20 protein-coding genes are annotated in these 21,543 nt (G+C 51.1%); 8 read left to right on the top strand and 12 right to left on the bottom strand.

Annotated features, from left to right (window positions below):
- Positions 1-225: 225 nt before the first annotated feature.
- Positions 226-483 (top strand): hypothetical protein, encoded by a 258-nt coding sequence (locus tag FJM74_RS21505; protein ID WP_187264712.1) that lies wholly within the window; start codon positions 226-228, stop codon positions 481-483.
- 379 nt (positions 484-862) lie between these two features.
- Here the strand turns inward: FJM74_RS21505 and FJM74_RS21500 are convergent, their stop codons facing one another.
- The gene (locus FJM74_RS21500) at positions 863-1,636 is read right to left on the bottom strand and encodes an AMP nucleosidase (RefSeq protein ID WP_187264711.1); all 774 of its coding nucleotides are present in this window, start codon (positions 1,634-1,636) and stop codon (positions 863-865) included.
- Positions 1,637-1,703: 67 nt separating this feature from the next.
- Here FJM74_RS21500 and FJM74_RS21495 point away from each other — a divergent pair, with 67 nt between their 5' ends.
- Positions 1,704-2,150 (top strand): type I restriction enzyme HsdR N-terminal domain-containing protein, encoded by a 447-nt coding sequence (locus FJM74_RS21495; RefSeq protein WP_187264710.1) that lies wholly within the window; start codon positions 1,704-1,706, stop codon positions 2,148-2,150.
- 381 nt (positions 2,151-2,531) lie between these two features.
- On the opposite strand, the gene ald is transcribed toward FJM74_RS21495, so the two are convergent.
- Positions 2,532-3,644 carry an alanine dehydrogenase gene (ald, locus tag FJM74_RS21490; protein WP_187264709.1) on the bottom strand — a complete coding sequence of 371 codons (1,113 nt, stop codon included), beginning with the start codon at positions 3,642-3,644 and terminating at the stop codon, positions 2,532-2,534.
- A 230-nt stretch (positions 3,645-3,874) separates the two neighbouring features.
- The gene (locus FJM74_RS21485) at positions 3,875-4,657 is read right to left on the bottom strand and encodes a DUF1573 domain-containing protein (protein ID WP_187264708.1); all 783 of its coding nucleotides are present in this window, start codon (positions 4,655-4,657) and stop codon (positions 3,875-3,877) included.
- A gap of 197 nt (positions 4,658-4,854) precedes the next feature.
- On the opposite strand from FJM74_RS21485, the gene FJM74_RS21480 reads away from it, so the two are divergent.
- Positions 4,855-7,263 carry a thiamine pyrophosphate-dependent enzyme gene (locus FJM74_RS21480; protein ID WP_187264707.1) on the top strand — a complete coding sequence of 803 codons (2,409 nt, stop codon included), beginning with the start codon at positions 4,855-4,857 and terminating at the stop codon, positions 7,261-7,263.
- 602 nt (positions 7,264-7,865) lie between these two features.
- Here the strand turns inward: FJM74_RS21480 and FJM74_RS21475 are convergent.
- The gene (locus FJM74_RS21475) at positions 7,866-8,423 is read right to left on the bottom strand and encodes a hypothetical protein (protein ID WP_187264706.1); all 558 of its coding nucleotides are present in this window, start codon (positions 8,421-8,423) and stop codon (positions 7,866-7,868) included.
- A 72-nt stretch (positions 8,424-8,495) separates the two neighbouring features.
- Between FJM74_RS21475 and FJM74_RS21470 the strand changes: the two genes are divergently transcribed.
- Both FJM74_RS21470 and FJM74_RS21465 read left to right on the top strand, forming a co-directional pair.
- Positions 8,496-9,491 carry an acyl-CoA synthetase family protein gene (locus tag FJM74_RS21470; protein WP_187264705.1) on the top strand — a complete coding sequence of 332 codons (996 nt, stop codon included), beginning with the start codon at positions 8,496-8,498 and terminating at the stop codon, positions 9,489-9,491.
- 193 nt (positions 9,492-9,684) lie between these two features.
- Entirely contained in the window at positions 9,685-10,602 is a 918-nt protein-coding gene (locus FJM74_RS21465) for a zinc-dependent peptidase (RefSeq protein ID WP_187264704.1), read from the top strand.
- A 181-nt stretch (positions 10,603-10,783) separates the two neighbouring features.
- Here the strand turns inward: FJM74_RS21465 and FJM74_RS21460 are convergent, their stop codons facing one another.
- The 7 genes from FJM74_RS21460 to FJM74_RS21430 all read right to left on the bottom strand — a co-directional run bounded on the left by FJM74_RS21460 (position 10,784) and on the right by FJM74_RS21430 (position 18,441).
- Positions 10,784-11,167 carry a VOC family protein gene (locus FJM74_RS21460; protein ID WP_187264703.1) on the bottom strand — a complete coding sequence of 128 codons (384 nt, stop codon included), beginning with the start codon at positions 11,165-11,167 and terminating at the stop codon, positions 10,784-10,786.
- Between the two features lie 123 nt (positions 11,168-11,290).
- Positions 11,291-12,457, bottom strand: a complete 1,167-nt coding sequence (locus tag FJM74_RS21455; protein WP_187264702.1) for a sigma-54-dependent transcriptional regulator — start codon at positions 12,455-12,457, stop codon at positions 11,291-11,293.
- A gap of 220 nt (positions 12,458-12,677) precedes the next feature.
- On the bottom strand, positions 12,678-13,571 hold the full coding sequence (locus tag FJM74_RS21450; protein WP_187264701.1) for a transglutaminase domain-containing protein: 894 nt from the start codon (positions 13,569-13,571) through the stop codon (positions 12,678-12,680).
- 460 nt (positions 13,572-14,031) lie between these two features.
- Positions 14,032-15,075, bottom strand: a complete 1,044-nt coding sequence (locus tag FJM74_RS21445; protein ID WP_241739288.1) for a hypothetical protein — start codon at positions 15,073-15,075, stop codon at positions 14,032-14,034.
- 514 nt (positions 15,076-15,589) lie between these two features.
- Positions 15,590-16,378: an FRG domain-containing protein gene (locus FJM74_RS21440; protein ID WP_187264700.1), complete on the bottom strand. Its 789-nt coding sequence runs from the start codon at positions 16,376-16,378 to the stop codon at positions 15,590-15,592.
- A 304-nt stretch (positions 16,379-16,682) separates the two neighbouring features.
- On the bottom strand, positions 16,683-17,747 hold the full coding sequence (locus tag FJM74_RS21435) for a PA0069 family radical SAM protein (RefSeq protein WP_187264699.1): 1,065 nt from the start codon (positions 17,745-17,747) through the stop codon (positions 16,683-16,685).
- 202 nt (positions 17,748-17,949) lie between these two features.
- Positions 17,950-18,441 carry an NUDIX domain-containing protein gene (locus FJM74_RS21430; protein ID WP_187264698.1) on the bottom strand — a complete coding sequence of 164 codons (492 nt, stop codon included), beginning with the start codon at positions 18,439-18,441 and terminating at the stop codon, positions 17,950-17,952.
- Positions 18,442-18,578: 137 nt separating this feature from the next.
- Here FJM74_RS21430 and FJM74_RS21425 point away from each other — a divergent pair, with 137 nt between their 5' ends.
- The 3 genes from FJM74_RS21425 (at position 18,579) to FJM74_RS21415 (ending at position 20,971) form a co-directional block, all read left to right on the top strand.
- Positions 18,579-19,034, top strand: a complete 456-nt coding sequence (locus FJM74_RS21425) for a PaaI family thioesterase (protein ID WP_187264697.1) — start codon at positions 18,579-18,581, stop codon at positions 19,032-19,034.
- Entirely contained in the window at positions 19,035-20,441 is a 1,407-nt protein-coding gene (locus FJM74_RS21420; RefSeq protein WP_187264696.1) for an ATP-dependent DNA helicase, read from the top strand.
- A gap of 89 nt (positions 20,442-20,530) precedes the next feature.
- Positions 20,531-20,971 (top strand): DUF1573 domain-containing protein, encoded by a 441-nt coding sequence (locus FJM74_RS21415; protein WP_187264695.1) that lies wholly within the window; start codon positions 20,531-20,533, stop codon positions 20,969-20,971.
- Between the two features lie 103 nt (positions 20,972-21,074).
- Here the strand turns inward: FJM74_RS21415 and FJM74_RS21410 are convergent, their stop codons facing one another.
- Complete coding sequence (locus FJM74_RS21410; RefSeq protein ID WP_187264694.1) at positions 21,075-21,452, bottom strand: DUF423 domain-containing protein; 378 nt, start codon at positions 21,450-21,452, stop codon at positions 21,075-21,077.
- Positions 21,453-21,543 lie beyond the last annotated feature (91 nt).

Below are 21,543 nucleotides of genomic sequence, written 5' to 3'. Positions count from 1 at the left end.
GCAATAGTTTTGTACCGAAGTCATTATATTTTAGCCTATAATAGGATTAAAGTAATACAATTTTGTCTCAAAAATATTAATATTTTAACAATGTATTCGATTACAGGGCTCTGGGTCTACTAAAAGCCCCTAAAAATTAGTGTTACTTTTACACTATTATTTTCCTGCTATATCAGGAAGCTATATAGTATTATTGTATTGTAGAAGCACCTAACCACAAAACCTATGAACCAAACAACTCGCGTAAAAGGGCGGCAGCGCCAGACATACTACAGCAGTTATTCTAATTCGCCTATTTCAGCAAGACAATTATCTTCTGATTCTGAATCGCTTGGCCATACCACTATCGATGGGGGGGTGCTGACATACAGGGCTTGTGAACAAGCCGTGAGTAACGGCTCAGGCATACTGATAGGGGGGTATTTTGTTGGGGTAACTGAAGCATCAAATTCTTTAAATCATATGCCTTTGCTCAGGTACTAAGCAGGGTGCCACCTAATGCATAACATTAGGTGGCTTGTTACACCTTCTGATTGCAGGTGTTTTTGGGATAGTGAGAACACTCTGTGGCCAGGCTACAGAGTGTTTTTTTGTGCAGGAGAGGCAGGAACTCCGGAGGGGCTTTTCTATTTAAATAATTGCTGTTGCGCACCAGTTTTCAAAAAGTCCTGCTTAGCATAAGCTGTTGGAGGTTGCGTATATATCCGATCATTTGTCAAAATGGATGGCGTATTGGTTCATCACCAACGACGTGGCAGTGTAACACCGCCACAGGGCAGCAACAGAAACCTCCCGAGGGCCTCTTTCATTCAAATAATTGCCTGAACGGAAGCAATTGAACAAGGTGCGTAGCCTCAGTTACTTACTCAAAGCGCATGTGCTTGACCGATTCTCCTGAATTGATGAGCTCTAGCAAGGAGTCGATGCCGATGCTCAGGTGCTTCTCTACATAGGTGGCGGTTACCAGCTTATCGCTTTCGGATGTTTTTACTCCTTCCGGAATCATAGGAATATCAGAAACAAGCAGGAGCGCCCCGTGCGGAATTTTATTGATAAAGCCGACTGTGAAGATAGTGGCAGTCTCCATGTCGACGCCCATGGCCCTGATCTGGCGCAGGTATTCTTTAAAGGCTTCGTCGTGCTCCCACACCCGGCGGTTGGTGGTGTATACGGTGCCGGTCCAGTAATCCATTTCGTGCTTCTTGATCATGGACGACACGGCCCGCTGCAGCCGGAAGGAGGGGAGCGCTGGAATTTCGGAGGGCATGTAATCATCGGAGGTGCCATCGCCCCGGATAGCGGCGATGGGCAGAATGAGGTCGCCTATCTGTGTTTTCTTTTTCAGGCCGCCGCACTTGCCTAAAAAAAGAGCCGCTTTAGGAGCAATAGACGACAGCAGATCCATGACAGTGGCCGCCATCGGGCTGCCCATGCCAAAGTTTATGATCGTGATGTTGTTGGCGGTAGCGGTTTGCATGGGCTTGTCAAGCCCGCGCACCTCCACATTGAACCTGTCGGCAAACATCCTGACATAATTACTAAAGTTGGTGAGCAGGATATACTCGCCGAACTCATCTAAAGGCACGCCTGTATAGCGGGGGAGCCAATCGCTAACGATCTCTTTTTTGGTTTTCATAGTTTTCTAATTCATCATGAAGTGCCCTGGAAATAGGGCAGTGGGTGTAAAAAAAGTAAATTGCGGTATGGAACAACTGAATTTGCCCGCATTCGCTTATAAAATTAAACAATCTGGCGCTAATTCTATGATATTTGATGAGCTGCGCCGCAAATACGTGCTCCTGACGCCGGAAGAATGGGTGAGGCAGCACTTTATCCATTACCTGCTGCAGGACCTGCGCTACCCCAGAGGCCTTGTGAGCGTAGAAAGAGGCACCACCTACAACCAGCTGCACAAACGGACCGACATCTGCATTTTTAACCACGCCGGCAAGCCGGAGCTGCTGGTGGAGTGCAAGGCGGCTCATGTACCCATTACGCAGGAAGTGGTGAAGCAGGTTTCTACCTACAACCAGGTGGTGCAGGCAAAGCTCATCGCCATCACCAACGGCCTGCAGCACTACTGCTGGCAGGTCGACTTCGAAACCCGTAGTTTTGTGCCCCTGCAGGAGATACCGCCTTATATTAATTAAAAATTAGAAATCTGAAATGAATTCTGGAGTTGATGCCGCCGCAGATCATGATGTGAAGGCTGATCCTGCCATATTCTTAATATTCTGAAATCCCGTGAATTTCTGGGCACGTGGGCCTTGATAAAGGGTCGGGCAATCAGCAACGGCAGATCAGACCAATTGCTGACTCACCCAAAGACCGATGTCAGGGAGCAGCGCATGGAAACTGAAAGCGCAGAAACCATATGTAGTGGTAATATTTGGTATGAAACAGCCGCAGAGCGCTCCGGAGGGCCTTTTTTATTCCAATAATTCAATTACCCTCTTCAACACCCCCTCAAATTTTACAAGGGGGCTTGCCACCCAAGCAACAAGCCCCTCAGATAAGTGTATAGATGTGTCCTACAAAACTGTTTCCACCGGTACGTACTCCAGCCCGAAAGCATCGGCAACTCCCTGGTATACTACCTTGCCATGGACCACATTCAGGCCGGTTTTCAATTCCTGGTTTTCGGTGCATCCTTTTTTCCAGCCTTTGTTAGCCAGTTCGATGGCATAGGGCAGCGTGGCATTGGTAAGTGCCAGCGTAGAGGTATAAGGCACGGCACCTGGCATGTTGGCAACACAGTAGTGCACGATGTCGTCGATAATATAAGTCGGGTTTTCATGGGTGGTTGGTTTGCAGGTCTCGATGCAGCCCCCCTGGTCTACGGCCACATCCACCACCACAGTGCCGGGGCGCATGAGCTTCAGCATGTCGCGCGTAATAAGGTGAGGCGCCCTGGCCCCCGGTACCAATATCGCCCCTATAATCAGGTCGTGCGTTGGCAGGAGCTCCGCAATATTGTATTTGTTCGACATGAACGTGTTCACGTTGGCCGGCATCACATCGTCGAGGTAGCGGAGGCGCTGCAGGTTGGTGTCCAGAATCGTAACATCGGCTCCCATGCCGGCCGCCATCTTGGCTGCGTTGGTGCCTACCACGCCAGCTCCCAGAATCATGACTTTGGCAGGGCGCACGCCAGGCACGCCTCCCAGCAGAATTCCCCGGCCTTTCAGGGGTTTCTCCAGGTACTTGGCCCCTTCCTGAATCGCCATCCGGCCTGCCACCTCCGACATCGGAATAAGCAGCGGAAGGCTCCTGTCGGCTTTTGATACTGTTTCATAGGCCAGGCAAACGGCTTTTTGCTCAATCATGGCGTAGGTGAGGGGCTCGTAAGAGGCAAAGTGAAAGTAAGTGAACAGCAACTGGCCTTCCTTTACCAGGCGGTATTCCGGCTCAATGGGCTCTTTTACTTTAATAATCATTTCGGCTATGCCATATACCTCTTCAATGGAAGGCAGTATGTTGGCACCGGCCTGCTTATAGTCCTCGTCAGAAAAGCCGCTGGCTTCTCCGGCAGTAGCCTGCACATACACGGAGTGGCCATGCCGCACCAGCTCCGAAACACCCGCAGGAGTGGCTCCTACCCGGTTTTCGTTGTTCTTAATTTCCTTTGGGATTCCGATAGTCATAATTGTGGATTTTGTAGATGGTGTGTAGTTTTTCGGGCTTGTAGTTGTAACGAATTATAAAGTAAAGATATCGTTTCTGCCCATAAAAAAAATAGCCGGACCAATAGGCCAGGCTGCAAAAATAGTAAGACAGGAATTGTGTTGGAAAAACGACTATGCAGAAAAAAGGGAATGAAAAAAGGCAGCGATAAAATCACTGCCATTAGTACAAAATAAAACTATGAAAAAAACTATCTGAAAGGAACCGGCTGCGAGCCTTCCCTTAACATATTTTTTGAAGCCAGAGTCTCTACTACATTTGCTTTTAGCGTGAGCTTCAAGTCTGGCATTATGATATCGTTAGAAATAACTGTTACTACCTCGTTTTGCTCTCTTAACATAGCAGGAATATAAGTTAGTTCCAAAATTGCCTGCTGTCCTGGTTTAATGGCGGCCTCAGAAATTTTATAACTTACGCAGTTGCAGTTCGACTTGATTCCCTGTATGATCAGGTCCTGACGGCCTGTGTTTTTAACAGTAAATTTAGCCACCGCTTTTTGGCCTTTTTCAAGTTTGCCAAAGTTATAATTTGTGGTTCCAACTGCCAAACGCGGGGAGGCTGCTTTTTGTTCCGGCGTATAACTGGTTTTTTGTTCTTTCGGGCCAACCTCTCCTTTTATGTAAATAGTGGTGGTAGGCGTGGCGGCATTAGAGGTAACGGAAATAGACTTGTGGAAGGGTCCGGGGCGGCCAGTGCTGTTATATACTGCCTTGATCACGCCGGTCTTGCCGGGCAGAATCGGGTCTTTGGTCCAGTCCGGGGCGGTGCACCCGCAGGAGGGCTGCACGTTGGCAATAATTACGGGCTGGTTGCCAACATTTTTTACCTGAAACTCATAAGAAGCCTGCACACCCTCAGCAATTCTGCCAAAATCGTGCGTTTCTTTTTCAAATTTAAGTTCGCCCTGTGCGTTGGCATTAAAGCCGGCCAGTATGAGGCACAGTGCCAGCAGGAAGTAAAGCTTTTTGTTCATGCCCGTATAAAATAAAGTTATATAATTCTGAATTACGAGATTCTGTCCTAAATCAAACAAAGATATAAAAAGTTTTTCAAAAAAATACTCTCCAATACTATGCCAATTTCGTTTTGCAAAATACCGTCCATTTGAATTTAGGGGAAATCTTCCTTACTTTTGATCTAAAACATACTTACAGTTATTAGTGAGAAAACATGCAGACTGCTGAAGCATCTATTACTCAAAAACTAAGTACCCAGGAAATTCTTAACGACTACCGCATCGGGTGGGAGAGCCGACAGGCTAGCCTGACGGGTAGAAAAGAGGTTTTTATGGGTAAGGCAAAATTCGGGATTTTCGGTGATGGGAAGGAAGTACCGCAACTGGCGATGGCCAAATTTTTTCAGAAAGGCGATCACCGTGCGGGCTACTACCGTGACCAGACGTTTATGTTTGCCATTGGTGAGCTGACGCTGCAGCAGTATTTTGCACAGTTATATGCCCATACCAGTCTGGAAGCAGATCCCTCCACAGCCGGCCGCTCCATGAATGGCCACTTTGGCACGCGCCTGCTCGATGACGAAGGCAAGTGGAAAAACCAGGTGGAGATGAAAAACTCCAGCGCTGATATTTCACCAACCGGGGCGCAGATGCCCCGCCTGCTGGGGCTGGCTTACGCCTCCAAACTTTTCAGGCAAAACCCGGAGCTGCAGTACCTGAGCGAGTTCTCTAACAACGGCAACGAAGTGGCTTTCGGTACTATTGGCAATGCCTCTACCTCAGAAGGTGTGTTCTTTGAGGCCATTAATGCGGCCGGCGTGCTGCAGGTGCCCATGCTGGTGTCGGTGTGGGACGATGGCTACGGAATTTCGGTTCCTTCAGAGTACCAAACCACCAAGGGCAGCATCTCCGAGGTGCTGTCTGGGTTCCAGCGGTACGGAAAAGACGAGCAGGGCTACGAGATCTTTAGGGTGAAGGGCTGGGATTACCTTGCCCTCTGCGAAACTTACGAAACCGCCGTGCGCATTTGCCGCGAGGAGCACGTGCCCGTGCTGATACACGTGGAGGAAGTAACGCAGCCGCAGGGCCACTCTACGTCGGGCTCGCATGAACGGTACAAGCCGCAGGAGCGCCTGGACTGGGAAGCCGAGTACGATTGCCTGAAAAAGATGCGCGAGTGGATACTGGAGAACGATATTGCTGCCGAGGAAGAGCTCGACCGCATCGAGGCTGAAGCGAAAGACAGTGTGCGCGCCGCCCGCAGCGCTGCCTGGAACGCCTTTGCCGAAGATATAAAAGTAGACCACGACGAGGCGCTAAGACTGCTGGAAAACCTGGAACAGGAAACAGCGCATAGTGCCGATGTCTCGAAGATAAAAGAAGAGCTGCGTAAAACCATAAACCCCATTCGCACCGATGCTATGAAGGCTGTGCGCAAAGCCTTGCGGTACGTCCGGCATGAGCGCAGCGCGGCAAAGCGCGAGCTGACCGGCTGGCTGGAGCAGGTGATGGGCGAGAACACCGAACGCTACAACTCTTACCTCTACAGCCAGTCTGATGAGGCGGCGCTGCTGGTGGAGGAGATCAAGCCAGAATTTGACGAGCATGCTCCCCTGGTAGATGCCCGCGAAGTACTCAGGGCCTGCTTCGATGCCATGCTGGCCCGCGACCCGCGCGTATTTGCAATTGGAGAAGATGTTGGCCGTATAGGCGATGTTAACCAGGCATTTGTAGGGCTGCAGGAAAAGTATGGCGAGCTGCGTGTTACCGACACCGGCATACGCGAGTGCACCATTGTAGGGCAGGGGATAGGGGCTGCCTTAAGAGGGCTGCGTCCTATTTCAGAGATCCAGTACCTCGACTACCTGCTCTATGCCATTCAGATTCTTTCGGACGACCTGGCTTGTTTGCAGTACCGCACCAAAGGCGGGCAGAAGGCCCCCCTAATTGTTCGTACCCGGGGGCACCGCCTGGAGGGTATCTGGCATTCGGGTTCCCCGATCGGCATGGTGCTGCACAGCATCAGAGGCATGCACCTGCTGGTACCCCGCAACATGACCCAGGCGGCAGGTTTTTACAACACACTTTTGTTGTCTGACGAGCCGGCCCTGGTGATTGAGTGCCTGAATGGTTATCGCCTGAAAGAGCGCATACCGAACAATATAGGAGAATTTACGGTGCCACTTGGCAGGCCCGATATCCTGCGGGAGGGAACAGATGTAACCGTGGTGACCTATGGCTCTATGTGCCGCATTGTAATGGAAGCCGCCGCGCAACTGGAGGAGCACGGCATCTCCTGCGAAGTGATAGACGTACAGACCCTGCTTCCGTTTGACGTGAACCATCTCATTACAGACTCCATCCGCAAGACAAACCGCGTATTATTTGCCGATGAAGATGTGCCGGGAGGAGCTACCGCCTATATGATGCAGCAGGTGGTAGATGAGCAGGATGCCTGGCGCTACCTCGACACCAAGCCAAAGTGTTTGTCGGCACACGCCCACCGCCCGCCATACGCCTCAGACGGAGACTATTTTTCGAAACCGAATGCAGAGGATGTGTTTGAATCGGTGTACAGTCTCATGCACGACTCAGACCCTGAGAGCTTCCCGGCTTTGTTTTAAACCATGAACTAAATCTCTGGAACACCCCTAAAAAAAAGCCAGCCTCCTGCATCTGTTGTTGCAAGGGGCTGGCTTTTTAATGTTAGACAAGTATCTGAAGCAATTAATCTAACTCAAGTTGTGCGGTAGCCGATAATGGATAATAGCTATTTCCACCGCCCCTATTTTGTCATCCAGGAGGGATCTTGTGGGCGAGAGCCTGAAGAAATGACTACTGGCTTGGGAGTCTAAGTTAGTATGGCTGTTTTCTTTCTGTAATAGCTGCAGGCTTTTGTTTCATGGCCCGTGTCTTTGTTCTTTTTGTCTTGATACAAAAAGAACCAAAAAAATCAAGAAAATAAAAACTCGCTGAACGCTCAAACAGTTTATTTTCATTCGGTGCACCTGGCAACTTTATCTGCTTTGTTGCTACCCGCCGCAAACCTTCTTTAGAGTAACTACCGCACAACTTGGATTATGCTAATCAAAACAGCCCTTCGGAGGCTCTGCAGCTCCTGATGCTGCTCCTTTCAGATACCAGATGCCAGACTTATTAATTTTATGAGTGGTAACCGTATTCAACCTTCGATTCGTTCCCGTACCAACAATTCAAGAATCAAACCCTACTGAAACAGGGTAATTTCGCTGGTGGTAACAGTGTTGCTTCTGTGGGGCACAGGCAGGGTTCTGTCGTAGATAAAAACATCGAATTTAATGACGTCGCCTACATTGAAGAGGTCGGAGGTGATGTTTAACGTGTACTTTATTTCACCTTCCAGCGGCTCTGTTCTGTCGTCGGTCGAGAGCCTCGGGAAGCGGCCGCTAAAATCGAATCCCTGCACCGGGAAAATATATTCTTCAAACCTGAATTCGCCGTTTGGCTGCAACCGGCGTATGTAGAGCTTTGTCATGAAGTTGTTGTAATACGGCGACCCGAAATCAAAGGGAGGTTGTTTGTCTATATCCGCTGTACGCGACAAGCCCAGATTGCCATCTCCATCCTGAAAACCGATCACGATACTGATCTCGTCCCGCTTCAGTCGGTTCTCCTCAAAAGTGAACTTTTCAACACGCTTGAACTCGATGTGCGGAACCACGTCATAAACAGGCTCCTTACGGCAGGCGCTGAAAAGCACGAGCAGCAACACGAGCATGGTGCTATACTTGAACAGGTATTTCATGAGGATGTCAGAAAATGAAGCTAAATTTACTAAATCAAACGATTAGGTAGCGCATTTGTTATAAATATTTGGATGGATTTTAAAGCCGAACATATCCTGCAACTGCATCAGCCCCAAACCCTTAATTTTGAGGAGGCGGCCCTTGCCTTGTTCCGGTTCCAGGCCCGGCACAACCTGGTTTACAAAGAGTACCTGCAGTATTTGCGCGTTGAGCCAGAGCAGGTTAAGGAGCTCGAGAAGATTCCTTTTCTACCCATCGAGTTTTTTAAGACGCACCGTGTCGTGACGGGAAGTTTTGAGCCGGAAGCCGTGTTTTACAGCAGCGGCACCACCCAAAGCACCCGGAGCCAACACGAGGTCGCGCACCTGGCCTGGTACGAGCAAACCTCCAGGCTGATTTTTGAAAAGTTCTATGGTCCTTTGCAGGATTATATTGTGCTGGCTTTGCTGCCGTCTTACCTGGAGCAGGGTGGTTCGTCGCTGGTGGCCATGGTCGATTACTTTATTAAGCAAACCGGGCAGGAGGAGGAGGGCTTTTTTCTGCACAACCACAAGCTCCTGCTGCAAACCTTGCGGCAGGCCCGTTTCAAGCAAAAGAAAGTGCTGCTGATCGGGGTGTCTTATGCCCTGCTCGACCTGGCGGCTAAACTCAAGGGCCAGGAAGATTTTTCGGGTGTTACCGTGATGGAGACAGGAGGCATGAAAGGCAGGCACAGGGAAATGATACGGGAAGAACTGCACGAGCGGCTAAAGAAGGGCTTTGGTGTTTCGGAAATCCACTCAGAATATGGCATGACGGAGCTCCTGTCGCAGGGCTATTCAATGGGCGACGGGCTGTTCAGGCCAGGCTTTTCGATGCGGATACTTCTGCGCGATTTAAACGACCCTTTCCACATCAGCACCGGCAGTCGCTCTGGCGGCATTAACGTAATAGATCTGGCAAACGCAGACTCCTGCGCCTTTATAGAGACCAAAGACATTGGCCGCCTCCACCCCGACGGCTCTTTCGAGGTGCTCGGTCGCTTCGACAATTCTGATATCAGGGGTTGTAATTTGCTGGTGGGTTAATTGTTTTGCCGGATCAGGCAAAAGTGAAGCAGCAGCAGTGACAGAAGCCTCTGGAGGTCCAATTTGATTAGAATAATTTAAATTTCTAGCCATCTCCGGATAGGTCACTTGAACCGTCAAGATTTTTAATTTCTAATTTTTAATTTAGCGCAGCCCAAACATCTTTCCTGCTGCTTGTCCGTTTAAGGTTGCCATGGGTTATATCGTTTTCATTTTATTCACGGCGGGGCTTTGCCTGCTGTTTTACAGGTGGGCTACGCGCAAAAGCAGGCAGCGCAAAATGGTGCTGGCCTCCGAATTTCCGGTGGAGTGGCGCAAGGTGCTGCAGGACAGGGTGGGCTTTTACCATACCCTGAAAGAGGAAGACAAGCCCCGCTTCGAGAAAATGCTGCAGCTGTTCCTCTCCGAAAAGCGCATCACCGGCATCCAGACCGAAATAGACGATACTACCCGAGTGTTGGTGGCTTCCAGTGCCATCATCCCGATCTTTGGCTTCAGAGACTGGGAGTACCAGAACCTGGGCGAGGTGATCGTGTTTCCGGGGAGCATACACCGGTTCAAGGATGAGAAGAGTGAGGCCGTATCGGAGGTGCTGGGCCGGGTAAACCCTTTCCAGAACGATCACTACGTTACCTTGTCGAAGCCGGCCCTGGAGCAGGGCTTCAACGACATGGCCGACCGGAAAAATGTAGGCATCCACGAGTTTGCCCATATGTTGGATCAGGCCGATGGCGAGATAGACGGCGTGCCTAAAGCGTACATGCCCGAGGAGTTGCTCAAGCCCTGGCAGGAGCTGATGTATCGCAAGATCAAAAGCATCAAAGCCGGCAAATCAGACATCGACTCCTACGGCGCCACCAGCGAGGCCGAGTTCTTTGCCGTGGTGACAGAGTACTTCTTCGAGAAGCCGGACCAGCTGGCAGAGAAGCACCCGCGCTTATACGAACTGCTCACAAAGGTTTTTCACCAAAACCCCAAACGCCGGTTCCGGATCAATTTCAGGGAGCTCCTGAACCCTTATGGCAAACGGCTTGGCCGCAATGAATCCTGCCCCTGCGGGAGCGGAGAAAAGTATAAAAATTGCTGTTTAGCGAAGAAGGCTGCTGCGTAGTACTGCGTAAAGGTTTCCTGGCAGGTTGATATTGCTCCGATACCCTGAGGGCAATGGAGCCAATTATTCTAATTAAAAAGCCACTCCAGAGGCACTTGCTTCTGTTGCTGCACCTGTGGCCCGTCAGGTAAGCTTTAATTTTATTGTGGGGGAATTATGGAGTTTCCTTTCTGGTAATCATTCAGACCTGGTAAAGCTCTATCCAATTGCCGCAGGTATCCTCAAACACGGCCATGGCTATTGTTCCGGAGAGGGTGGGCTCTGATTTAAAGTTTACGCCCAGCTTTTTCATGCGCTCGTACTCTGCCTCAATATCATCCACAGCAAAGGCGGTGGCAGGTATTCCTGCCTCAAACAGGGCTTTCTGATACGTACGGGAAGGTGCGAAGCCCATCGGCTCCAGCAGCAGTTCAATATCTTCCGGCCCCTCTGCCGGTACCACGGTCAGCCAGCGGGCTTCTCCCATGGCAATGTCTGATTTTTTAACAAAGCCCAGGACCTCTGTGTAGAACTGAAGCGCCTTGTGCTGGTCGGTTACCATAACGCTGGTCAATTTTATTTTCATAAGTCGGTTGCTTTTGGAGCTGCTACTGTTCTATATAAAACCTTTTATTGATGACTGCCCATGTTTACCAAAGCAAGAGGCTGCCCGGTATGTTCCGGACAGCCTCTTGCTTTGGTACTTTAGTTAAGAAACAATTGGTTTGGCATAGGCTCTGGCATCGTCGGCTGTTATTTCGGAGCCGCTCATAATAATCAGCCGTTCTACCACATTTCGTAGCTCGCGCACATTGCCGCGCCAGTCGAGCTGCTGCAGGTACTCCATTGCCTCGGGGCTGATGGTTTTAGGCTTGCTGCCGTAGTCGTTGGCGATGTCGTTGAGGAACTTCTGCACAAGGTCCGGGATATCTTCGCGGCGCTCGTTCAGAGGCGGCACGTGTATCAGGATCACGCCCAGGCGGTGGTACAAGTCTTCGCGGAAGTTCCTTGCCTCAATCTCTTCGAGCAGGTTCTTGTTCGTAGCGGCCAGCACCCGCACATCCACCTGAATGTCTTTGTCGCCGCCTACACGGGTAATGCGGTGTTCCTGTAGGGCGCGCAGCACTTTGGCCTGCGCCGAAAGGCTCATGTCGCCTACCTCGTCCAGGAACAAAGTGCCGCCGTTGGCCTGCTCAAACTTGCCGATGCGTTGTTTTACGGCAGAGGTAAAAGAGCCTTTCTCGTGGCCAAAGAGCTCGCTCTCGATCAGCTCGCTGGGTATGGCGGCGCAGTTAACTTCTATGAGTGGGCCGGAGGAGCGGTTGCTCTGCTCGTGTATGGCTCGGGCCACCAGTTCCTTGCCGGAGCCGTTGGGGCCAGTAATGAGCACGCGCGCGTCGGTAGGAGCCACCTTTTCGATCGCCTGTTTCACGCGGCCAAGGGCAGGGGAGTTGCCCACCATCTCATAGGCCTTGGATATTTTCTTTTTGAGCACCTTTGTCTCCGTAACCAGGCTTGCCTTGTCGAGGGCGTTGCGCACGGTTATGAGCAGGCGGTTCAGGTCGGGTGGCTTCTGCAGAAAATCGTAGGCTCCTTTCTTGGTGGCATCTACGGCTGTGTCTATGGTGCCGTGTGCCGATATCATGATGAAGGGCGTGTCGGGGCTCTGCTCCATGGCTTTCTCCAGCACCTCAATGCCGTCCATGCCGGGCATCTTAATGTCGCAGAGCACTACGTCGTATTTCGTTTTGCTGATGAACTGCAGCCCTCTCTGTCCGTCTTCGGCTTCGTCGACGGTGTAGTTCTCAAACTCCAGAATTTCTTTAAGGGTACTGCGGATGGCCCGCTCATCATCAATAATCAGGATCTTGGGCATAGGTGCGTTTTATTTTGGGATAAGTATAAACAATTAGGAGCCACAAATCAAGCAGGCTGCTACACTTGTACGTCTGTTGAGGTGGTAATTGCTGCGGCGGCACCTGGGGGCTTGCGTGGTGGCTTGCCCGGGCAGGCATCTAAACGCAGCACCCGGGACTTTAAAGTGTGCTGCCTCTTTTGCCCCGGATGCGGTGATGCTTTCTCTGAAAGGAAAAATATTACCTGTTAAAAGAGATCACGCTATAGAGTTCCGGCTCCAGGAACGGACCGCCCGGATAGTGCGCCGTGTAATCGAAATTGATCCAGAGCTCGCCGTTGGTTTCGTGGAAGTGGATCTTGCCGCCGTTCACCTCGTCGGGGAACAGGGTCCGGACCACATAGCCGATATTGTCAAGATCCTCTACCTTGCCCACCTTCACCTCGGTGTACATATGGCTGCTGCTGATCACCACCCTGGCCTCGCCTCCGACAGCCATGATCGCGGAAGCCATCAGGATGGCATAATCGTCGCAGTCGCCGGCCAGCAGGCTGATGCTCTCGGTAGGAGGGGAATAATAGTCGAGGCCGACAGGGTCGTTCACGTATTTCCAGTTCAGGCGGATGTGCTTAAACAAAGAGAAATAACGCACCACCTTGCCATGCTTGCGGTAGTACTCGTCGTGGAAATAGCGGGTCGAGTTTTCCACGGCAAAGGAGCGCACGGCAGGGTGTGTGGGCTGCATAGCGCTTTTTACCCTGCGCTCCTGAAAGTAAGTGCCACGTACTGGCTTAAAGTAAGATACCTTGTTGGTGCTGCTGGTCATGTTCACCAGCATGGCGTTATAGTCGGAGTAGAGGTTATCGACGGAGTAGCTGGTAAACGTACTGCTGAAGAAGATAAAGCCGATAAATCCAAAAAAAGTAGCCACAATCAGTTTCCGGCTAATGGCCGTGATGACAACAGAGAGAATAGCTGCTATCACAACGCAAAGCAGAAAGTTCGTCTCATAATCGATGAAGCTGACAGGAGGAATGTAAAAGCTGATCAGAACGGCCATCGGGAAGACGACGATAATCTGAATAAAGCGCACTAAAAATCGGGCGAGATTCTGCGGTTTTAGCTTTGACATCATGGGGCAAAAAGTTAAAGGGTACTTGTGGCGCACAAGGCCATTTTTTATGTGAATATCATGTTACAATGGCCTGCTTTTAAATGATAACGCAAATTCCGAGCCTTTCTACTCATTTTGGAGGCAAAATTTTTATTGTTTTTCCCAGGCTCCTGTCTATCTGTAAGTTCAGGAAATATAGTGACATTCTAAAACAGATTCTCCTGCCCGCCCACCACGAAAGTGCTCTCCGGTAGCGCCTTTTTTTATATAAACCGTTCGCAGCCAGGCCATAGACTTGAAGGCAGCAGCGCTCGCGATGGGTAGACCTAAAAGCATCAGCAGCCCAAATTGCTTCCGGAGGGGCTTTTTGATTTAAATAATTGCCTCGCTACCCGGCAGGGTTATCCTTTTTAAATACATAAAAGTGGCTTATAAGTGTTGGGCTGTTACATCCTGTTTATCCGGAGGTGGCAACACCCTGCTACTGGTACTGAATGTACAGGGGCTTCGGCTCCAGTTTAAGTATTTCTGCGGGTGTCATGAGGCGGGAGCCGTTGCGTAGATCATTCTTGTAAAAGATCTTAAAACCGGTAAACTGCACCGGCTCCTTCTGGATATACCGGCGATAAGTGTCTTTTTTAAGGGCAGGAGGTCCCCAGCCGTCCATGTGCATCACGATTTGCACCCGCTCATCCAGGTTAATGTTCTGATGGTTTCTGATCATGCCCTGCGTGAAGCGGTGCACAATCAGGAGCTTTGGCGGAATCTGGTGCTCCGCTACCAGCTGCGCGAGCATACCTGTGGCGTAGTTTATGTCTTCGGCATCGAACTGGCCGATGCGCTTGCCGGGCACGCCACCCGCTTTCATGGCAAATTCGGCATCTATGCCCAGGTGCACGTGGGGCAGCTTCAGGTAGGGGGTGAGCCTGGGCAGTTCTTCCTGGAGCGTGCTTTGCCCAATCTGCACATCCAGAAAAACAAGTGCGTCGCGCTGCTTCGCCATCTCCAGCACATCGTCTATCATCTTGTCGGTCATGCGTAGGCGGTATTTGCTGCCCCGGCCGGGCTGACCCTGGGCTGTAACCACAATCACATGCAGGGCAGGCTTAACGGGCGTAAGCGAGTCTGCTTTTTCCCAGTTGGCAACTTCCTGGTCTAGCCGTGCCAGCATTTCAGCCGGTGGCAGCTCCCCCAGAATTCCCATTCTTTTAGACAAAGGGTTGCCATAATAGGCAATGATGCGCTGCCCAGGCAGCACGGCCCCTGCCAGTGGCCTGGGGCCGGGGTAGGTCCAGAGCGTGTCGGCTGCAGGAGGAGCTTTTTCTGGTGTGGGGCCAGGGGCTGCGACTGTGGTGTCGGCTGTTGTGGCCGAAGAAATGATCATCGGGTCCTGCGGCTCTTCTTTCTGGTCTGGTGAGGAACAGGCGCTGGCAAGCAGCAGGCAGACGCCTCCAAAAATGGCCTTTAAGGCAGGCGGCACAGATTTGATAGTGAACACCCACAAACAGTTCAGTATTGAAAACATGAATTGAAACGGCGTTTTTTGAAGTGGTTTCATAAGCGGGTGTTACTGTCTGCTTTTAAAATAGTTAAACTGCTTGCCGGGAGGCGGGTATTACAAAATTAGCCAGAATTTATCTGGCAAAGCAATAAACCTGAACTTGTTTCGCAATCAGTTGAAGTTAACAGGTAAATGCCTCAGCCAGGAGGGCAAGGCGCATAAGCCTCTCTTTTTCTGAGCAGTCAGAACGCGTGTGGGCCCGGATATAAGCACCTCAGCGGAAAGAGTACTCAAAAGGTCTTTTGGAGCAGCTTTGGGAGCAGCAGCAGCAGAATGGTCGGGAGGGGTGTTTTGATTCAAATAATTGGAGTGTATAATATGTAATTAGTTAAATAGTTTTGTTTGGGAATTTAAAGCAGCTTCTGGCCTGGTACTCCTCCAGTCAGTTTGATTTTCAGAAAGGTTCAGGGCTTGTAAAGCTGCCAGAGAGCCCGACTGCCATAAATTTCTAATTTCCAATTTTTAATTTGGCGAAGCACTAATGGGTATAGTGGCGCTTCAGCCATTCGCTCAGCCCCGAGAGCCCGGGCATCAGCACACGCTCCGTAATATTGGCCTGGTCGAGCTTGTCGCGGATTTCCCACTTAAGGCCCGCCGGGATAATAACACGGAAGTACAGCTCCTGATGCTGCTGCAGCCAGGCCCTCATCTCTGCCGTAACTTCCGACATGAGCGAGAAAAGTGCATATTGGTGCACAATGCGCGCGTCGAGCGAGGGAGGCTCCAGAAAAAGCACAAACTCATCTTTCTGGAAATTGGCCAGCTCACGCAACGAAGGGCAAACAGGCTCCAGCACCTCGGGGGTAAACACGTTAGAGCCCTCACTATCCAGGGCTTTTTTCAGCGGCATAGGCAGGTAATCTCTGGACTTTACGTAGTTCACGCACCACACCACGCCATCTTCCTCGTATTTAGAAAGGTCCTGCGTAACAAAATGCAAGGCCACCAGGGGAGAATAAGTCCAGTCGAGGAGGCGGGTAGGCAGGCCATGGTGCTGGGCCACTGCCAGCCAGTTCCAGACAGAGTCGCCCGGCGAAGCATTGCTGTGGGCGTACTTCCTGAAATTGCGGAGCAGGTGCGGCTCCAGCACATCATATTGGTGACCTATCCGGGAGATGCTGGTAGAGAGCCCGATGTTCTTGCTCCAGGAGCCTCTGTACACATAGTTGGACCGGAACCGGTTAATGCTGTCGTTCCAGGTATGGTCGAAAAGGGCAGCCTGCACCTCTGCCCAGCTGTTTACTGTTATTTCTTGACCTTCTTCCATCAGAAAAATGAAAATGTATAAGTGATGGCTGCCAGTGGCCGCTTTTGCAATCTACTGCAATTTATTGGCGATGTTGCAGAAAATCCCACATATTCCCCAGGTTTTTAGTCTGCCTGTTGAGCAAAATAGCAGAACGGTTTCTTTCGCCGCCTTGGCTGTCGAAGTTAAATTATTTGAATGAAAATGCCCTTCCGGAGGCATTTTTCGGACGCAAGACTCGGGACTTCTTCAGGATGAGGAGTTAAGCAGCTGTTTAAAATTTACCCTTTGCGCTTCTAATCCTCTCAATTAAGCTCTTCGCATATTAAAATAGCCCCAGCTGCATGCCGGCTTTCCGGCAGAAGTTGCTGTAGTTGTAGGGTTTCATGGAGCGGCCGGCCATGTATTTCTGGCGGCTCAGCCGGAAAAGCCTGGCAATGGCTTCTGCAAACTTCCCTTCGCCGCGCATGCGCACCCCAAACCGGCTGTCGCTGAGTTTGCCGCCATGGCAATCCGCGATCTGGTTCAGCACTTTGTCGGCACGGTCAGGAAAGGCCTGTCGGATCCAGTCTTCGAAGATCGGGCCAATGCTGCCGTTGAGCCGCACGAGGGTGTAGGCCGCATGGCTGGCACCAGCCTCTGCCGATCGTTTTATGATGTCGGGTATTTCGTGGTCGTTCAGGCCGGGTATGATGGGCGCTACCATTACGTTTACGGGAATGCCAGCCTCTGCCAGCGTCTTTATCACCTGCAGTCGCCTGGCTGCCGCCGCTGTGCGTGGCTCCAGTTTCTGGCGCAGCTTCTCGTCGAGGGTCGTAATGCTGATGTTCACGTGGAGCAGGTCGAGCTTGTTGAGTTCCTGCAGCAGGTCCAGGTCGCGGAGAATCAGGCTGTTTTTGGTGATCACACTAACGGGGTGCCGGTACTGCAGAAGCACTTCCAGGATACGGCGAGTCAGCTGCTTTTTCGCTTCAATGGGTTGGTAGCAGTCGGTGTTGCCGGCGAGCATGAGCGGCATTACCTGGTAATTGGGGTTTTCGAGCTGTGCTGCCAGCACCTCCGGGGCATTTTCCTTTACAATAATCTTCCGTTCAAAGTCCAGGCCGGCCCCGTAGCCCCAGTACTGGTGCGTGTTGCGGGCATAGCAGTAAATGCAGCCATGCTCGCAGCCTTGGTACGGATTAAGCGAATAAGACAAGCCCAGGTCCGGGCTGTCGACTTTGTTCACCACTTTTTTCGGGTGCTCTACAAAGAATTCTGTTTTGGTGTTGAAGAGCATCGGCTCGTCCAGTCCCTCTACATGCTCCGCCACATACTCCTGCTTCAGGTAGGGGTTGGTTGGGTTGTACTGCGCTCCACGGCCTTTCAGGAATTCTTCTGCCTTTATCATACGCTAAAATTAAAAATGCGGTAGTATAAAAGCAACTGAATTGCTAAGTAAATTAGCCTTTTGCTAAATACATTGGTTTTTTATGAAAGTGAAATTAATTTTGGACTATGGAAATCAAGTTGACTGAATTTTTCAAGCTGCTCTGAATTGGTCTTGTATGCTTTATGTAAGAGGCTTTTGCCTGAATACCTAAATTTGTGATTTATCTGGAAAGCAGAAAATAATGTGGCAGGCCCAGCAGGTCATCGAGCGAGAAGAGGTACCGCAGGATGCGGTGCTTGTCCTGGACCGGGATGTCGTTAATTTCCTCGCGGTTCAGAAACGTTACCTCCTCTATCAGCTGCTGTTCTATGGCCGACTCCGGATCAGTGCCTTTTATGAGTTCACCACCAACCATGGTCACTTCAAAGAAAAGCTCCAGCGCATGCAGCGGCTCCTGCAGAAACTCGTTTACAAAAAGGAAGCGCTTTACCTGCACCTGCAGCCCCGTTTCCTCCTCGAACTCGCGTACCAGGCACTGCTCCACGGTTTCGCCATAAGAGAGGCCACCACCCGGCGGCGACCAGAATGCTTTGTTCTGCACCGTGGACTGGTGCCGGACCAGCAGCAGCTTGTTCTCTTGTATACAAATGCCGCAAACCCGCACACGGAGCTTGTCGGCGTAAAGGGTGGCGTTGGGATTTAATGTTTCCATAGGGGGTGTTAGATTGGTTAATAGTCAATATGGCTGTAATCTGTGGGTTGTGCAACCAGGTGTATCCTTATATTACTCATAATCCGGAAACAGGTTAATTTTAAGCCTGCTATTGCAATACTTAGTAGCTTTGTAACATGATCAGAACACAGAACCCCAACTATAAACAAACGATACAGCAAAAGCTGGAGCAGCAGGAGTTCATGAAGTACCTGGGCTTTGAGGTGACCCTGATCGCGGAAGGCCGCCTGGAAGGAGAGCTGCTATTGGGGCCGGGGCACCGTCAGCACATGGGATTTGCACATGGCGGCTTAATCGCCACCCTCTGCGATATTGTGGCTGGCCTCTCTGCCGTAACGTTGGTGCCAAAGGAGCACCATGTGGTGACGGTGGAGCTAAAAGTATCGTACCTGAACCCGGGCGTAGGAGAAAAGCTGCTGGCCAAAGGCTGGGTACTGAAACAGGGCAGCAGGCTCAATTTTTGTGAGGCAGAGGTATTTGTGGTGAAAGGTGAGAATTCTCCCTTGCTCATTGCCAAAGCCAGCGCCACCATGGCCACCATCGCACCAGAAGCTATCAGAAGAGAAGAGTAGATGAGACCCGTAGAAGCACTAAGAACCAGTTTCCCGTTTGAGCCTACCGACGACCAGGCCAGGCTTTTTGCCAAGTTAGATGCCTTTATTCTGCAGAAAGAGGAGGAGCGCTCTGTGTTTTTGCTCAAAGGCTATGCCGGTACCGGCAAAACCACGGTCGTGACCTCGCTGGTAAAAATCCTGAACAAATTCGGCTATAAGTATGTGCTGCTGGCCCCGACAGGTCGCGCGGCAAAGGTTATGTCGTCGTACAGCAGCAAGCCGGCCTTCACCATCCATAAAAAGATCTACCGCCAAACGGCCAACCCGTACTCCGAGGGCCTTTCGTTTTCGAGGCAGCCGAACAAAGTCGAGAGCACCTTTTATATTGTGGATGAGGCCTCCATGATCTCCGACGACAGCGGCTTTGGCGAGAACGGCCTGCTGCAGGACCTGCTGGGCTATGTGTTCGAAAAGAAGAACAACAAGCTGCTGCTCATCGGCGACACGGCCCAGCTGCCGCCCGTGAACCAGGCCATGAGCCCCTCGCTGGATGCGGCGTATCTGAAAAACAAATTCAGGTGCCACGTGCAGGAGCTGGAGCTGCGCCAGGTAATGCGACAGGCCGAGGAATCGGGCATATTGATGAACGCCACCAACCTGCGCAACCAGCTGGGCAACGAGAAGCTGGAGATAAAGCTCAGCACCAAAGGCTGGCGCGACATGTACCGCATGACCGGCGAGAAGCTGGAAGACGGCCTGCGCTACGCCTACGACAAGTTTGGGGTAGAGAGCACCATCGTGATCTGCCGCTCCAACAAAATGGCCAACCTCTACAACCAGCACATCAGGCGGCAGATTTTTTCGTCGGAAGACGAGATAGGCGTGGGCGATTACCTGATGATCGTGCGCAACAACTATTTCTGGCTTCCCAAAGACTCCGACATCGGCTTTATGGCCAACGGCGACTTTGTGGAGATTACCAAGATCATCAACTTCGAGGATATGTACGGCTTCCGGTTTGCCGATGTGCGCCTGCGCTTTGTCGATTACCCTGACGCCGAGGAGTTGGAAGTAAAGATCATGCTCGACACGCTGCACAGCGATGCGCCTGCGCTGCCGACCGACCAGAACAAGAAGCTCTACGAGGAGGTGCTGAAAGATTACCAGGACATAACCAACAAGCGGGAGCGCAACAAGGAGGTCAAGAAGAACCCGTACCTGAACGCGCTGCAGGTAAAATTTGCCTATGCCTTAACCTGCCACAAGGCACAGGGGGGCCAGTGGAGTGCGGTGTTCGTGGACCAGGGTTACCTGAAAGACGATATGATAAACGAAGAATTTGCCCGCTGGCTCTACACCGCCCTTACCCGCTCCTCAGCTGAGCTTTTCCTGCTGAACTTTAACCCGCAATTATTGGTTACCTGACAGGTACTTATTGGTAAAGTTGTATCGTTCTTATCAAAATAAAGTATATTAGCAGAGGCATCTTTAAGCAAACCCCAAAACTCTCTTTCATGAAAAAAATACTCTTTTCTTTAGCGTTCGCTGCGCTTACTGTTAGCGGCGCCGTGGCCCAGGAGGCCCCGAAAGCAGAAACACAGCAGGCGCCCGCCACGCAAGGCCCCGCACTGACTTTTGATGAGGCAGAATACAACTTCGGCGACATTACACAGGGCGATGTGGTGGAGCACGTGTTCAAGTTCAAGAACACCGGCAACCAGCCGCTGGTAATAGAGCGCGTAGACGTGACCTGCGGTTGCACCACGCCCTCCTGGACCAAAGAGCCTGTAATGCCAGGTAAAACCGGTTTTGTGACGGCCAAATTCAACAGTGCCGGTAAAATGGGCCAGCAGAAAAAAGCCATCACCGTACACTCCAACAACGCAGACGGCGCCAAGTATGTGTATATCGTTACTAATATCAAGGCAAAATCCACGGCTAGTGCCAATAAATAAGAAAGGTTAAGCGGCTCCTGCAGCCCCTGAAAAACAGAAAAGCCATCCTCATATGTGAGGGTGGCTTTTCTGTTTTTCAGCAACTCTCGTATTCAGGCTTGCTCTAAAAGGCTTTGGCAACAGCGTAAAACATGGCGCCCCAGCCAATGATTAACAGCGTGCCGCCAATAGGCGTGATGGCGCCCAGCCAGGTTATGCCGGTGAGGCAGAGGGTGTAGAGCGAGCCGGAGAAGATCAGGATACCCAGCAAAAAACACCAGGCCGCCACCTGCAGCGCAGGCGACTCAACCCGGAAAAGCAGCAGCCCTACAACGAGTAGGGCCAGGGTATGGTACATCTGGTATTTCACGGCGGTCTCAAACGTATCGGTGCGGCCGCTTGCTTGCAGCATAGGGCCAAGGGCATGGGCTCCAAAAGCCCCGATCATTACGGTAAGCGCGCCAAAGGCGCTGGCAATCAATAATATAATTTTTTGTGTCATAAGTATGCGTAAAGTAATATTGCTTCAGGAATTGGGATCTGACAAGCGGTCATACAAATTTAAGCACTTAATCTTCTCCAGAGGACCTTTT

Source organism: Pontibacter beigongshangensis (genome assembly GCF_014332515.1).
GTDB lineage: Bacteria > Bacteroidota > Bacteroidia > Cytophagales > Hymenobacteraceae > Pontibacter > Pontibacter beigongshangensis.
The sequence above is the reverse complement of the archived record's forward strand: the minus strand, read 5'-3'. Positions and strand labels throughout refer to the sequence as shown.